We start from the raw sequence: 14,177 nt of genomic DNA, 5'->3' as shown, positions 1-14,177 counted from the left end.
ATGACATGGGTCGTCGTATACCGTGAAATTACGGTAACAGGTCGTTAACTACGTTCCCCTATTTCTGCCCGCCTTGGCATCCAGGAGGGGGTTGCATGTTGAGGGACGGAAGCAGTCATTCGGTGGGCCACGGTGCCGGACGGGCGCTGCCGCTTTATCAGGCGCTGCTCGAATGCAGGCATCGCGATGGACCCCGGCTCGTGCCGGGCACGGCGGCCTCTATCTGGCACGCGATCGATCGGCTGCGAGCCGAAAATGGTGCCGGCGACGAAGTTTCCATTCTGGAAGAGATCGCCGTCCAGGTGCACCTGCTCAGGCAGCGGCTCGACCGGCTTGACGAGGATGCGAACGGCGACCTCGCACCGCGCGGCCGGATCGCTCTCCTCACGCGCCAGTGGCTGGAGGTCGCTACGCTGAGGGCTTAGCCTGCTACAGGCTGCGGATCAGGCGGACCGCCACCGCCGCCCAGGGCGGGTCGGTGATGACCGTCTGGCGCTGGCCGGCGCCGAAGGGGAGGATGTGGAGCTTGTCGCCTTCCCGGCCGATCAGCCTGCCGAAAATGTAGCGGCCGGCGGGGCGGGGGATGAGGACGTCGCGGTTCAGCGCGACGGCGAAGGCTTCGGGGGCGAGGCGCCTGAGCCAGATCTCGTCGCCGCTGCGATAGTCGCCGACGCTCGACCCGACGGTGACCGCGACCAGGCCCGGCTCGGGGTGGGGCGGCACCACCATCCCCTCGCGGCGCGGCGCATGGGCGCCGTCATGATCGAGCGTCGCAGCGACCGGAATGTCGGCCCGGTCGGGGAGCTGGACGAGATCGGCCGCTTCGACGTCCAGCGCTTTGGCGATGCGGTTGAGCCAGCCAACCGAGACGGTGCGCGTGCCTGTTTCGAGCCGGCCGATCGTCTGCGGTGTCGTCGGCGGATCGCAGCGGTCGGCGACGTCCTGGAGCGTCATCTTGCGGGCGCGGCGCACTTCGCGAATGCGGGTGATCATCGGCGATTTCCCTTCCTGCCTGGGCCTCGGCCTTCGCCGGGGCGCGCTGGTTTGCGCTGTCGCGTCAAACCAGCACGGTTATTTCGCTTTCCTACAGCCTAGCCGGAATGGCAAGAGCTTTCGACAGCGATTCGGGAGACCGGGATGAAGAGCAGATTGTTGGCCGAACGGCCCCTGCCGCGCGACGGGGCGGAGCGCAGGCGAACCGCGCGGGTTCGGCGGGCGGTGCGCACGGTGACGGTGAACCTCACCGAGTCGCCTTTGGGCTGGCTCAAGGCGCGCGGCCTGATCGACCGGCGACAGTTCGACGCGGGCGAGCAGTTGAGGGCCGATTGGGAATGGGCGCAGCTCTCGCCGTCGGTGACGATGCGCTGGGATGCCGCGCAGGCCGGCGACGGCGGTGGTCCGATAGAGCCCGAGGATCTGACCGTGACCCAGCTCGCCGCGAAGCGCCGGTTCGAGGAGGCGGTCGCGGCGGCCGGCGCCGGCCTCAGCGACATCCTCTGGCGGATCGTCTGCGCCGGCGAGGGGATGCGCGACGCGGAGCGGGCGCTGGGCTGGCCCGCGCGGGCGGGCCGCCTCGTCCTCGCCATGGCGCTCGACCGGCTGGCGGATCATTACCGGCTGCGCTGACCGGCGAATCGGCTTGCCCCCGTAACGATCGCGCGCGACAAGGGCGCGGGGAGTGCAGCGGGGGGAGGCGGCCGTGCCGGCAGCGGGTGACGAGAAAACCGTGGTGATGACCGCGCCGCCCGCCGCGGCGCCGGCGGCGCAGCGGATCGAGGCGCTGGATTTCGTGCGGGGCGTCGCCCTGTTCGGCATATTGCTGATGAACATCACCGGCTTCGGCCTGCCCGACGCCTATACCAATCCGCAAAATTCGGGCGGGGCGGAGGGCGTCAATCTGCTTGCCTGGATCGTCACCCAGGTCGGCTTCGAAGGGACTCAGCGCGCGCTGTTCTCGATGCTGTTCGGGGCGAGCGTGATCCTGCTCACCTCCCGGCTCGAGGCCTCCGGGCGGGCGGACGCCGCCGACATCTATTTCCGGCGCAACCTCTGGCTGATCGGCTTCGGCCTGCTCAACGCCTTCGTGCTGCTCTGGTACGGAGACATCCTCTACGCCTACGGCGTCACCGCCCTGTTCGTCTTCGCCTTCCGCAAGCTGGCGGTGAGGTGGCTGCTGACGATCGGGATCGCCGTACTGCTGCTCGGCGCCGCGTGGAACGCCTGGGACACTTGGGTGCTGCTCGACAAGCACGAGGCGTTTGCCGCGGCCGCCGCGGCGCGCGATGCGGGCGCGACGCTGAGCGAGGAGCAGCAGGGCGCGATCACCGCCTGGGAGGGCGCGCGCACCGCGTTCAAGGCGACACCGGAAGGAATGCGGGCGGCCACCGAGGCGATGCGCGGCGGCTATGTTTCTGCCTTCGCCTATGTGCGCGAGATGAGCCTGTGGTGGCAGACCTGGGGGCTCTACCGCTATTTCTCCGACATTTTCGGGATGATGCTGATCGGCATGGCGCTGTTCCATGCCGGCGTGCTGACCCTGCGGCGGCGCACGGGGCTTTACGTGGCGATGATGGCGGGTGGCTATGCGGTCGGCCTCACCGTCAATTTCCTCGAAACGCGCTGGATCATCGATCATCAGTTCAGCGCGCTCGCCTTCGCCCAGGCCAATCTCAGCTACGATCTCGGCCGCCTGGCGATGACGATCGGGCATCTGGGGGCGCTGCTGCTGTTCGTGCGTTCGAACATGCTCGGCCTCTTCCGGCGGGCGATGGCGGCGGTCGGGCAGATGGCGGTGACCAACTATCTGACGCATTCGGTGGTCTGCGCGATCCTGTTCGTCGGGCTGGGCTGGTTCAACACGCTCGAACGGCACCAGCTCTACTACGTCGTGTTCGCGATCTGGGCGGCGCAGATCGTGATCAGCCCGCTTTGGCTCCGGCATTTCCGCTTCGGACCGGTCGAATGGCTGTGGCGCTATCTCACCTATCTCAAGCGGCCGCCCTTCCGTCGGACGTGATCAATTGCCTGACGACTTGAGCAGGCCCGCGCGCCGAGACGATCTGAAAGCCGGTGAAGTGACGCCTTTTCGTTTTACCGCAACTGTATATTCTCGGCCCCGAGGACTGAGGGGGGCTGCATGCGGTTGTGGGGATTAGCGCTCCTAATGCTCGGCGTCGTACAGACGGCGAGTGCCCAAGCACCCGTGGGCGAACACATCTATTCCGTGGCCGGCTACGTAGGCGAATGGGATGAAGCGAATGGCGACTGGTTCGAGCTCTTCGGGCCGGACATTCGCCTTGACCTTCCCGACGGTGCCGAGCGCGAGACATATTGGCAGTTGCTAGCGGCGGCTTCGGAGCGGGGCGACTGACCCCGGACGGGACCAACGTCATTTATCCGCTCTGCTCGATCAGCGCCGGTAATGCGACCTTCGGAAATGAGGCGAACAACTGCCCGATCCGAAATCCGGAACCGCTGGACGGGGAGGCCTTGTTGACGCTCGGCCTTGCCCAAGTGTCCGAGCAGCCCGAAGCCGCGCGGCGCACGCTTACCGACGCGCTTTCGGCGACCCCACAATTGGCTCCCCGCGCCCGCGCGCTGGCCTTCAAGGGTCGAGCAGGTGCCGCCGAAGCGATTGCGGACAATCTCGGGGGCGACGATCCGGCGATGGACCGCATGCTGGCCGAGGCACTGGCAGATGTCCGTCGCCAGGTGGCACTGATGCCGGACGATGCGGAGGCGATGTTTTCGGTTGCCCGCCTAACCATGGCGCTCGGGGGATATGCCGAGGCACTCGACCTCTATCGCCGTATCGGGCGGCGCTGGCCCGAGGAGGCTTTCAACGTCGCGGTTCGCAGTGGCGCGCTTTACCGCCAACAGGGCGATTACGAGCGCGCGTTGCGCGAACTGGACGATTACGCTCGCCTTGGCGATCCGCAGATAAACGGCATGAAATTTCACTATCACCGAGCATGGACGCTAAGTCTGCTCGGCCGAGACGAGGAAGCGGAGCGGGAGATCAACGCAGGGTTGGAAACCCAGCCAGATTATTCCTCCGCATACCAAATCCGCGCATGCGTTCGCGCGAGGCTGGGCCGGCTGGACGAGGCGCTGGTCGACCAGGAGCGTGCCTTGGAGCTCCTCGTGGGCATCATGGCCCAGCCGAATGCCGCGCTTCGCGCCGACATCGACCGCAGTCGGCGGGCGGTCACCACATTGCGCGGAGCGATCAACACGCGCCGGCCGGGATCGGTCACCGCTCCTTGCGAGGGCTATTGGGACCGTTGGAGCCACCCGCGACCGCGCAGCCCGTTGCTCGCGGCAGAGGATTGAACGGCACCCGGCGCAAGCGTAGGTCTGGTTTCATATCGAAACTGAGGGGAGTCGCCGTCATGATCGTTTATGGATCGTCGCTGTCGCCGTTCGTGCGCAAGGTGCTCGCCTTCGCCGCCGAGAAGGGGATCGAGGTCGAGAACAAGGTGCTGCCGCTGGGCTCGGACGATCCCGGCTTCCTCGCCGCGAGCCCATTCCGCAAGATCCCAGCCTTCGAGGATGGCGATTTCCGGATCGCCGATTCCTCGGCGATCATCGCCTATCTGGAGGCGGTGAAGCCCGAGCCGAACCTGATCCCGGCCGAGCCGAGAGCGCGGGCGCGGACGATCTGGTACGACGAGTTCGCGGATACGATTTTGTTCAGTTGCGGGGGGAAGATGTTCTTCAACCGGATCGTCGGGCCGCGCTTTCTGGGGCAGGCGGGGGACGAGGAGGTGGCGAGGAAGGCGGAGTGCGAGGAATTGCCGCCTCTGCTCGACTATCTCGAGCGGGTGATCCCGGAGAGCGGTTTCCTGGTCGAGGACCGGATCACGCTCGCCGACATCGCGGTGGCGAGCCCGTTCGCCAACCTTAAGCACCTCAACGTGGCGGTCGACCCGGCGACCCATCCGCGCCTCCACGCCTATGTCGAGACGAGCCTCGGCCGGCCGAGCTTCGCCCCGCACGTGGCGCGCGAGACGGCGTTCCTGGAGCGGACCGCGGCGGCATGAGCGTCCGCGCGGTCGGCGAGATCGCGAGCTTCCACGCCCACGTCTATTTCGACGGGGCGGAGGAGGCGGCGGCGGCGCGGGCGCTGCGCGAGCGGGTGGCCGAACGCTTCGCCGTCCGGCTCGGCGGCTGGCGCGACCAGCCGGTCGACCCGCACGCCCTGCCGATGTTCCAGATCGCCCTCGCGCCCGAATTGTTCGGCACGCTCGTGCCCTGGCTGATGCTCAACCATGGTTCGCTCTCGATCCTGGTCCACCCGAACAGCGGCCGCCCCCGCGACGATCATTTGCGCGACCGGATCTGGATCGGCGCCGCGCTGCCGCTGGCCGAGGAGGTGCTGCCCGAGACCGAGGACGAGGCCGAGACGGCCGGCGAGCCCAACACGGCGCCGACGCTCAGTCCCTGACGAACGTGAACAGGCCGTAGCGCATCGCGCCGGTGCGGTAGGCGAGGATCAGGCGGGGCAAAGTGAAAGCGAAGCCGCGGTTGCGCGCGCGGCGGGCGAGGCGGCGCGTGGCCGGGTCGGCGACCAGGCGCTTGAGGAAGCGGCCGAGGCAGATCGTCCAGGTGCGCTGGACGCGGGCGCTCAAATCCTCGTAGCTTTCGAGCGCGAAACCCGCGGCCTCGGCCATGGCTTCGTAATCGGCGCGGCTGCCCATCGAGGGGAGGCGGCCTTCGCGGCAGATCGGCTCGAGCAGGTGTCGGGCCTGCCAGGGCGCCGGCGCGGGGCCGGCGAGCCAGGCGGCGACGACGAGCCTGCCGCCCGGCTTCAGCACCCGGCGCGCCTCGACGAAGAAGCGCGGCTTGTCTGCCATATGCTCGGAGGATTCGATCGCATAAGCGTGATCGAAGGCGGCGTCGGGCAGGCCGTTGTCGAGCCAGTCGCGCAACCGGAAGGCGAGCGCGCCCGGCCGCGCGGCGGCGACCTGGTGCTGGGCGAGCGAGAGGGTGAAGCCGGTCACTGAAACGCCGAGGCGCTCGGCGAAACGCTGGGCGGTGGCGCCGTAGCCGCAGCCGATGTCGACGAGGGCGTCGCCCGGCGCGGGCGAGAGGCGCTCGCCGACCAGGTCCGCGAGCGCCTCGACCGCTTGCTCCGGGGTTTCGCGGCGCCTGCGCCACGGCACCATTGTGCCGTGACGTCGATCAGGTTCCGCTTCGCGGCCCTGTCGGCCGGGCGGGCCAACTCCGGGAATAGCGCGCGCGCTATTCCAGGGACGGCTCCGCCACAGTCCATGATGGACATGCTCGCCCCAGATTGCGCGATAGACGGGATCGAGCTCGTCATAATGGCCGGCGACGTCGGCGGCCGATTGAGGGGCTTCGGGCACGATCATGGGGTACGGGATGGACGCTGGCGCGGGCTCGGGCAAGCGGAGGCAGATGGGGGGAGCTTATGTTCTGGGCTTGCGCAACGGGTTCTCGAATGGCTTGTTTTGGCCGAAAGCTTCCTGTGCGACCGGGGCCCGCCTGGCTTATTCGGCCGCCCTTAGCCATCCCTGAGGTCGACCGCCACGCCTGTGAAGACGAGGCTGTCACCGGCGAGCTTGCTGCGCCTGTAGGCGGCGGGTGTCACTTCGGCAAAGCGGTGGAACTCGCGGCAGGCATGGCTTTCGTCGACATATTCGGTGCCGCACGCGTTGGGATCCCGCAGCCACGGAGCAGGATGTGTCGCCGCGAGATGGCGTCCAAAGCGCAATACCGACAGAAATCGTTTCGGGGCTATGCCGATCTCTGCCACAAATCGCTGGCGAAGCCTCCTTGGGCCGATTTGGAGCGCCTCGCACATGTCGCGAATCGACCGAATTGTGCCCTTGCGCGCCTGGTCGGCGATCTGCCCGATTTCCTCATCGCCGTCCGATTGGTCGAGTCCGGCCAGGAACTCGGTCATCAGGTCGATGCGCTCTGCGAAAGAAGCAAGGTCTGCCAGAGCTCGGTGCAAATGGCCCGTCTGGTCGCCCCAGAAACTGGATAACGGCCGATCGTCCTTCCAGAGCTTGGCCATCGGGAAGCCGAGCAGCCGTCGGCAGCCGACCGGTGTCAGCGCCACGAGGAACCAGTCGATCCGAGGCCCGGCGACGTGAGCGTAGCGCTCGTCGCGGGGCCGCAACAGCGCCGCAGCGGGCAGAGGCTGCGTCGCTTCCGCGGTTTCACCGGCGAGAAACGGATCGCCGAAATGAAAGAGGAGTTCCGCCCGCGCGGTCGGAAAAACGGGAAGAGCGATGCGGCCGGCGGTCACCCGGCGTTGCGAGAGAAATTCAACCGAGATGGCCAGCGACGGCGGGGCCCCCACCCGCACCAGTTCTTGAGTCTGGTCGCGATCGGTCATCAAAAACGCTCCGGCTGATTCCGCTTTATACAATTCTGGCCGCGTTATCCGGCTATAACAGCGACCGGGAGGTCAAATCTATGCGTCATCGCGCCTTAGCCGTCCTTGCCGCCATTGCCGCGCTTGCCTCCACCGTTGCCGCCGCCCAGAACGGCGACCCGCTTATCCCGCTCGAGATGCTGGCCCGCGCGCCGGCGGTGCGCTCCCCCGCACTGAGTCCGGACGGACGTCAGGTGGCGATGGTGGAGATGGTCGACGGCCGTGGAACGATTACGATCCGTGATCTCGCCACCGGAGCGTCCCGCCAGCTTTACCGCAATCCGGACCGTTCGCTCAGCAATGTCGCCTGGTCGGCGGATGGCCGCTGGTTGTTCACCCTCCAGGATGCGGCAGGCAACGAAGGCTATCATCTTTTCCGGCTCGACCCGAATGCTTCCGGCGGGGCGCCCCGGGATTTGACTCCTTTCCCAGGCGCGACCGTGGAAGTCCTCACATTGCCCAGGGCAGGCGGCCCATGGCTGGTAATTGGCCTCAATCGGCGGGACCCCCGCGTAGCCGACGCCTATCGGCTCAATCTGGCCGACGGCACGCTGGTCGAGGTGGCGCGCAATGAAGGCAGCATCACCGAATACCACGCCGATGCTTCAGGCCGTGTGCTGCTGGCGACGGCGATACGCGCGGACGGTGCGCTCGACATCCTCGCCCGTTCGAACGAAGCCGACCCTTGGGGGCGCGTGTACCGCGCTCCCCCGACGGAGCGGTTCAAGGTCGTGGGCCTGTCGCCGGACGGGCGTACCGCCATCGTCCGCTCCAATCGAGATCGGTCGGCCGAACGGCTGTTGCGCATGACACTCGCAAGCGGGAGACTTTCGACGCTCGGACTGCCCGACTGTGGCCGTTTCGACGACGACATGGCGCTGATCGACCGTGGTGGTGGAGTCGCGATCACCAACTGCATTCGGGAACGGGCCGATCTCGCGGGCCACACTCCGGCCATGCGTGCGGCCATCGCCGCCTTGCGCCGAGCTGCCGGCAACGACGCGGCGTTGAGCTTCAGCAGCGCCAGTGACGACCTGGCGTCGATCATCGTCCACGCCGAGGCCAGCGACCGGCCTGACCGATACTTTCTATATCGGGGTGGCCAGGCAACATTGCTGGCCGAGCAACGGCCCTGGCTCGAAGGGCGGCGCTTCGCGCCCTCTGAAGCGCATTGGATCGATGCCCGCGACGGCCTCCCGCTCCTCGTCTATCTCACTCGCTCGCCGCGTTCGACCGGCGCGCAGCCGATGGTGATCGGCGTGCACGGCGGGCCGTGGGCGCGCGACACGGGTGGTTTCGAAAACGAGACCCAGTTGTTTGCGGATCGCGGCTATGCCGTCATGCAAGTAAATTTCCGCGGCTCTACGGGCCTGGGCACTCGCCACGTAGAAGCCGGTGTGCGCCAATTCGGACGCGCAATGTCCGACGACATCATCGACGCGCTTGACTGGGCTGTCGCTCAAGGCGTCGCCGATCCCTCCCGCGTCTGCGTGATGGGCGGATCCTACGGGGGCTACGCGACGCTTGTGGCGCTGACCCGCGACGCCGAGCGCTTTCGATGCGGCATAGACTTCGCCGGCCCCGTGGATCTTGTCACGCTTATGGAGGCCTTTCCTCCCGACTGGGGGCCGTTCCTGCCGCGTTCCTGGCACCGGTTCGTGGGCAATCCCGCACTACCCGCGGACCGAGCAGATATGCGTGCGCGCTCGCCAATCCACCGAATCGATCAATTGCGGGCGCCGCTGCTCATCTTTCAGGGCGCCAATGACCCCCGCGTAACGCAGGCGCAGTCGGATGCGATCGTCTGCGCATTGCGACGCCGCAACATACCCGCCGTCTACCTGCTTGCGGGCAATGAGGGCCATAGTTTTGGCAACGAGGAAACGGCCCTGGCGGTAAATCGGGCAGTCGAGCTGTTTTTCGCCCAGCATCTTGAAGGTCGTGCGCAGCCGTCGGTGGAGCCGCGTACGCAGACGGCTCTCAATGCGATGGAAAATGCGGGCGAGCGAGTGCGCTGTCCAGGAGGTTGATCGGCGTCAGGTGAATGGCCTGTTTGCGCAAAAAGGCGCTGATTGGCCGAAAGCGGATAGTCCGATTCACGCCAGCTAAAGTCCCTATCGGATTCGAAGCATGCCGCCGATGGGAGACAGTGGCGGGCACGATCATGGGCAAGGGATGGACGCGGACGCGGGCGCGGGCAAGCGGGGGGATCGGGGGTGGTCGTGTGTTTTCGGGCTTCCGCAGTGGGTTCTCGGAGGGCTGCTTCTGGCCGACAGCCCGCCCAACGCGAACGCCACTTGGTGTGGGCCGCGGCCGGTGGTATTTCAGACGTCGGTAGCTGGGAGACTCCTGATGCGACTCAGCCCCGTAGCCCCGCTTTTCGTCACTCTGCTTTCGCTCGAAGCCTGGCCAATCGCCGACGTCCCGATCATGGGCGCCGCGATCGCTCAGGTCCCGTCAGAGGCTGTCGTTTCGGATTTCAGCGCGCCTCCGCTGCAGGGCCTCTCGGTCAGAGATCATCCGCAGGGAGCCGAGATCGTCACACCTGCCAGGCAGGCTCCTTGGCCGGTCGGCGAAGTGATCACGCACGTAAACGGTCAACCGATTCGGAACGCCACCCATTTCCGCGATCTGATGAACGAGTTGCACAGAGCGAATGCTCGCGGCGTCGGGGTGAGGACAGTGTCCCAAGTCGAGGCGGCGGACGCTCCCGGCGAGCAGGCGGACGCCGGCTCCGAGTGGCCGCGCGGCCTGGCCGCCCGCGCTCATCCGAACGGTGTGGAGATCACCTCCCCAGGACCGTTCGCGCTGCGGACCGGTGACGTGATCACGCATGTGAACGGTCAGGCGATCCACCACGGGAATCTCCTCCAATTCCGAAACCTGGTCGTCGGCGCGCACCGCTCGGGGCGCCGGATTGACTTTACGATCCATACGGCGAGTGTCGTCTCGGACTTCAGCGCATCCTGGTTGCGAGGCTTGTCAGTCAGGGATCATCCTCGAGGCGCGGAAATCGTGACTCCGGTCGGCGAGGGTCTGCTCGCTCAGTTCCGCCCTGGACAGGTGATCGTGCGCGTCAACAACCAGCCGGTCGTCAATGCCGCCCATTTTCGCGAGCTGATGAACGGCATTCCTCAAGTCGGTATCGCCGAAACTACTTTGGAGGTCATCACACCTGGTTCCGAGTGAGAGTTCATCGATGACGAACGATCATGGTGAAGCCGTGGTCAGCAGGGCGATGCCTGAGTGGCACGGCGGGGCAGGGAGAGGGGGATGCGAACTTCGATCAAGCTCTTAGCGGCCTTCGCGTTCGGCGCTGCGACGATCAACACGGCGATAGCCGATCCGTATCAGGACGGTATCGCCGCGGTCGGTCGCGGAGACTATGCCCAAGCCATACGATTGTATCGGGAGGCGGCCGAACAGGGCGACGCCCGGGCGCAAGTGAATCTCGGCGCGATGTACGATGCCGGTCGGGGCGTCTCGGTTGACCATGCCGAGGCGGTTCGCTGGTATCGGCGAGCTGCCGAGCAGGGCTCCGCCAACGGACAACTGGCTCTTGGCACTGCCTACTACACAGGCCGCGGCGTCCGCCGGGATTACCGGGAAGCGCTGCGACTGTTTCGACTAGGGGCGGACCAAGGGAACGCTGGCGGTCAGTTCAGCACAGGTCAAATGTATCAGTTCGGCCATGGCGTCGATGCGAACGCGGCCGAGGCCTTAAGGTGGTACCGATTGGCCGCGGCTCAGACCGGACCGGTCGCGGCGGCGGCGCGGGAGCGCGTCCGCATGCTCTCGGAGAGCAGCACGTTCCGGGATGGTCTGGCCGCAAAGGTTCGCGGAGATCATGCCGAAGCCATGAGGCTGTTTCGGCAAGCGGCCGATCAGGGTAGCGCCATGGCTCAGATGGAAATCGGACTGCTGTACGCACAGGGCCAGGGAGTTCCCCGCGACTTTGCCGAAGCCGTCAGATGGTTTCGACTTGGCGCCGCGAGCGGCGATCCCGTCGCCCAGCACAATCTGGGTTTCTTTCACCTCTCCGGCTCGGGTGTTCCCGTGGACTATGCGGAGGCCCTGAGGTGGTACCGGCTCGCCGCCGACCAAGGCTATCAAGGATCGCAGTTCGCGCTCGGCCACATGTACGAGCAGGGTCTGGGGGTCGAGGCAAATCGTTTGGAGGCAATCCGATGGTACCGCCTGGCTGCTGAACAGGGCAACGATCACGCGCGGCGGCGACTCGACGAGCTGGAATAGGGACAGGCTGGCTTGTCGGTCGCCGAGGCCGTTGTGGAAGGCTCCGACCGGACCCTGTCTGGGCTCCTGCCTCCGCAGGGGCACCTTTGAAGCGCCGCTCAGGACAGGCTCCGCGTCTGCGCCTTTGAAGCGCGCGCCTCGCGGCCGCACCGGCGCCTCGCGCGGACATCCGTCGTTCGGCGATGCCCGCTGCTTTCATCGCCCGTGCGTCAGCGTCGGAAGGCGAGCCTGAGGCTCCACCATAAAAGGGCCAGGATCGCCGCGCTGATGGTAGCGCCCCAGAACCAATAAGGCAGAAGCAGAACATCCGCGATGGCGCCGGTGTCCGATCGCTGGAGCTCGCCGCCGACATTGCCGCCCCGGCTGAACAGATAGTCGAACTGTTGCCACGCGCTGATCGCCGCCTGGACGCCGAGGAGCTGGATGACGAAGCTTTGCCAGGGCAGGGATCCGCGCCAGGCGAGCAGGACGATCGCAATTCCCAGCGCGGGGAGGACCAGCCAGCCGGTCAGCGACCGGACCCAGATCAAGGTGGAGACGATGAGCGCGGCGCCCAGCACGGCCAGGGCGATGCGCGTGGCGCCGGGTGCGCGCGAGGAGACGATCAGCAGCGCGCCCGCGATCGCCGGTCCGAGCGGGCCGCTTGCCGCGACCAGCGCGTCGGTCAGCCCGTAGCCGTCGGTCGGACGCAGCGACAGGGCGACGCCGGAACCGTCCGAAAAAATCAGCAGACGCTCGAACCCCCGGCCGGCCAGCATCGCCGCGATGCCATGGCCCATTTCATGAAACCAGGTCGCAAGGATCGTAAAGGGATAGAGCAGGAAGCCGCCGAGCGCGGTCTGCCAAAGGACGATCGAGGCGAGCGCGATCCCCAGCAGCAGCGCGACGCGCTGTCTTTGGTCCTGGTGGGTGAGGCCGCTGGACATCAGGGGTTTCATGCCGCCATCCTTATCGCGGACGTCCCGCCGGCTTTTGCGTAGCACATATGGCCGAAATCCGCGGGGCCACGTTTGAAGCGCGCGGCATGCGCCCGCACTGGCGCCTCGCGCGGATTTCGCTAGGTTTGGGGCGGCAACGAGGGAGAGGCGCGTGGACCAGGCGAGCATGTTCGTGATTTTCGTGCTGGTCGCGGTGCCGGCGTTCTTCTTCCTCGCCGAGCATCGCACGCGCTGGGCGATTTGGAACGTGCTGCCGCCGCTGATCTTCATCTACGCGACGCCGCTGATCCTGCGCCTCGCGGGCGTGCTGCCGGAGGAATCGCCGGTCTATGCCGGGATGCGCGCCTATCTGCTGCCGGTGTTCATCACCCTGATGGTGATGACGATCGACCTCAAGACCGTGCTCGGCAATCTCGGCCGGGGGCTACCCGTGCTGCTAATCGCGACGGCGTGCGTGATCGTCGGCGCGCCGATCGGCTATCTCGCGGTCAGCCCGTGGCTGCCGCCCGAGGCCTGGATGGGCTATGGCGCGCTCGCCGGGAGCTGGATCGGCGGGACCGGCAACATGGCGGCGATGGAGCGCGCGCTCGGCACGCCGCCGGACCAGATGGGGCTCGCGATCATCGCCGACCAGGTCGTGTTCGTGATCTGGCTACCGCTCTTGATCATGTCGGCACGCTATGCCGACCGCTTCAACGCCTGGGTGAACGCGCGCCCGCTCGACCTTGCCGAGCACGGGGCGGCGGAAGCGAAGCCCGCGTCGGGACCCGGGCCGAAGGCGGAGGAGGAAGCGGCGATCGAGGTGGCGGTCGGCGGCGAAGGGGATGCCGCGTCGAAGCGCCCGCCGATGACGCCGATGCTCGACATGCTGCTGATGGCGGCCGCCGCGCTCGCCAACGTCGCCTTGTGCGCCTGGCTCGCCACCTTGCTGCCGGACCTGCCGCCGTTCATCACCGGCTCGACCTGGCTGGTGCTGCTGGTGACGACGGGCGCGGTCCTGCTCTCGTTCACGCCGGTCCGCCGCTCGGAGGAGGGCAAGACCGCGGGCACCGCGATCCTCTACGTCTTCGTCGCCAACATGGGCGCCTCGGCCTCGATCGCGGGGCTGGCCCAGGCGCCCGCCTTCGTCGCCGGGGCGTTCGTCTGGATCACCGTCTCGGTCGCGCTGATGATCGTCGCGGCGAAGCTGATGCGGACCGACTTGCGGCTGCTCGTGGTCAGCGCGATCGCCAATATCGGCGGCGCGGCTTCGGCGCCGGTGGTCGCGGCGGCGCACGACCGCGCGCTCGTGCCGGTGGCGATCCTGATGGCGATGCTCTGCTACGTCACCGGCAATTACGGCGCGATCGTCGCGGGGCATCTGACCCGGATCGTGGCGGGCGGCTGAGGCTGGCCCGGATCCGTCCTCATCGCTTGCGCGACTCGCCGGCCCGTGCTCAGCTTCGCTCGGGGCGGCCGTGCTCCCGGTGCGCGTTCCCATCCACCGAAAAAGGGGGAAACGAGATGCGGACGGGGATCTTGCTGCTGGCGGGCGCTCTCGCCGGCGCGACGCTGGCCGGCTGCTCGCCGGCGGCCAACGA

Annotated in this window: 15 protein-coding genes; 11 read left to right on the top strand and 4 right to left on the bottom strand. The window is 67.1% G+C overall.

The window, feature by feature from the left end:
- The first annotated feature begins 95 nt into the window (after positions 1–95).
- Positions 96–425, top strand: a complete 330-nt coding sequence (locus ACT4N8_RS05940) for a hypothetical protein (RefSeq protein WP_444857215.1) — start codon at positions 96–98, stop codon at positions 423–425.
- 4 nt (positions 426–429) lie between these two features.
- On the opposite strand, the gene ACT4N8_RS05935 is transcribed toward ACT4N8_RS05940, so the two are convergent.
- Positions 430–993 carry a helix-turn-helix domain-containing protein gene (locus tag ACT4N8_RS05935; protein WP_444857214.1) on the bottom strand — a complete coding sequence of 188 codons (564 nt, stop codon included), beginning with the start codon at positions 991–993 and terminating at the stop codon, positions 430–432.
- Positions 994–1,137: 144 nt separating this feature from the next.
- Between ACT4N8_RS05935 and ACT4N8_RS05930 the strand changes: the two genes are divergently transcribed.
- From ACT4N8_RS05930 to ACT4N8_RS05905, 6 genes are all read left to right on the top strand, one after another.
- On the top strand, positions 1,138–1,626 hold the full coding sequence (locus tag ACT4N8_RS05930) for a DUF6456 domain-containing protein (protein ID WP_444857213.1): 489 nt from the start codon (positions 1,138–1,140) through the stop codon (positions 1,624–1,626).
- A gap of 73 nt (positions 1,627–1,699) precedes the next feature.
- On the top strand, positions 1,700–3,016 hold the full coding sequence (locus ACT4N8_RS05925; protein ID WP_444857212.1) for a DUF418 domain-containing protein: 1,317 nt from the start codon (positions 1,700–1,702) through the stop codon (positions 3,014–3,016).
- 147 nt (positions 3,017–3,163) lie between these two features.
- Complete coding sequence (locus ACT4N8_RS05920) at positions 3,164–3,370, top strand: hypothetical protein (protein ID WP_444857211.1); 207 nt, start codon at positions 3,164–3,166, stop codon at positions 3,368–3,370.
- Positions 3,371–3,492: 122 nt separating this feature from the next.
- The gene (locus tag ACT4N8_RS05915) at positions 3,493–4,332 is read left to right on the top strand and encodes a hypothetical protein (protein WP_444857210.1); all 840 of its coding nucleotides are present in this window, start codon (positions 3,493–3,495) and stop codon (positions 4,330–4,332) included.
- A gap of 59 nt (positions 4,333–4,391) precedes the next feature.
- On the top strand, positions 4,392–5,042 hold the full coding sequence (locus ACT4N8_RS05910; protein WP_444857209.1) for a glutathione S-transferase family protein: 651 nt from the start codon (positions 4,392–4,394) through the stop codon (positions 5,040–5,042).
- Positions 5,039–5,446, top strand: a complete 408-nt coding sequence (locus tag ACT4N8_RS05905) for a DOPA 4,5-dioxygenase family protein (protein WP_444857208.1) — start codon at positions 5,039–5,041, stop codon at positions 5,444–5,446. Before ACT4N8_RS05910 ends, ACT4N8_RS05905 begins: the two co-directional genes overlap by 4 nt.
- Here ACT4N8_RS05905 and ACT4N8_RS05900 read toward each other — a convergent pair.
- Positions 5,436–6,374, bottom strand: a complete 939-nt coding sequence (locus tag ACT4N8_RS05900) for a class I SAM-dependent methyltransferase (protein WP_444857207.1) — start codon at positions 6,372–6,374, stop codon at positions 5,436–5,438. The two genes, ACT4N8_RS05905 and ACT4N8_RS05900, sit on opposite strands and share 11 nt — an antisense overlap.
- A gap of 152 nt (positions 6,375–6,526) precedes the next feature.
- Positions 6,527–7,366, bottom strand: coding sequence for a helix-turn-helix domain-containing protein (locus ACT4N8_RS05895; protein ID WP_444857206.1), 840 nt, complete (start codon positions 7,364–7,366; stop codon positions 6,527–6,529).
- An 80-nt stretch (positions 7,367–7,446) separates the two neighbouring features.
- Here ACT4N8_RS05895 and ACT4N8_RS05890 point away from each other — a divergent pair, with 80 nt between their 5' ends.
- The 3 genes from ACT4N8_RS05890 to ACT4N8_RS05880 all read left to right on the top strand — a co-directional run bounded on the left by ACT4N8_RS05890 (position 7,447) and on the right by ACT4N8_RS05880 (position 11,659).
- Positions 7,447–9,435 (top strand): S9 family peptidase, encoded by a 1,989-nt coding sequence (locus ACT4N8_RS05890; protein ID WP_444857205.1) that lies wholly within the window; start codon positions 7,447–7,449, stop codon positions 9,433–9,435.
- A 322-nt stretch (positions 9,436–9,757) separates the two neighbouring features.
- Positions 9,758–10,594 (top strand): hypothetical protein, encoded by an 837-nt coding sequence (locus tag ACT4N8_RS05885; RefSeq protein ID WP_444857204.1) that lies wholly within the window; start codon positions 9,758–9,760, stop codon positions 10,592–10,594.
- An 84-nt stretch (positions 10,595–10,678) separates the two neighbouring features.
- Positions 10,679–11,659: a tetratricopeptide repeat protein gene (locus ACT4N8_RS05880; RefSeq protein ID WP_444857203.1), complete on the top strand. Its 981-nt coding sequence runs from the start codon at positions 10,679–10,681 to the stop codon at positions 11,657–11,659.
- Positions 11,660–11,868: 209 nt separating this feature from the next.
- Here ACT4N8_RS05880 and ACT4N8_RS05875 read toward each other — a convergent pair whose 3' ends face one another.
- Complete coding sequence (locus ACT4N8_RS05875; protein WP_444857202.1) at positions 11,869–12,597, bottom strand: M50 family metallopeptidase; 729 nt, start codon at positions 12,595–12,597, stop codon at positions 11,869–11,871.
- A gap of 151 nt (positions 12,598–12,748) precedes the next feature.
- Here ACT4N8_RS05875 and ACT4N8_RS05870 point away from each other — a divergent pair, with 151 nt between their 5' ends.
- Positions 12,749–13,984, top strand: coding sequence for a DUF819 family protein (locus tag ACT4N8_RS05870; RefSeq protein ID WP_444857201.1), 1,236 nt, complete (start codon positions 12,749–12,751; stop codon positions 13,982–13,984).
- The last annotated feature ends 193 nt before the right edge of the window (positions 13,985–14,177 follow it).

The organism is Sphingosinicella sp., from assembly GCF_052387495.1.
Taxonomy (GTDB): domain Bacteria; phylum Pseudomonadota; class Alphaproteobacteria; order Sphingomonadales; family Sphingomonadaceae; genus Allosphingosinicella.
The sequence above is the reverse complement of the archived record's forward strand: the minus strand, read 5'-3'. Positions and strand labels throughout refer to the sequence as shown.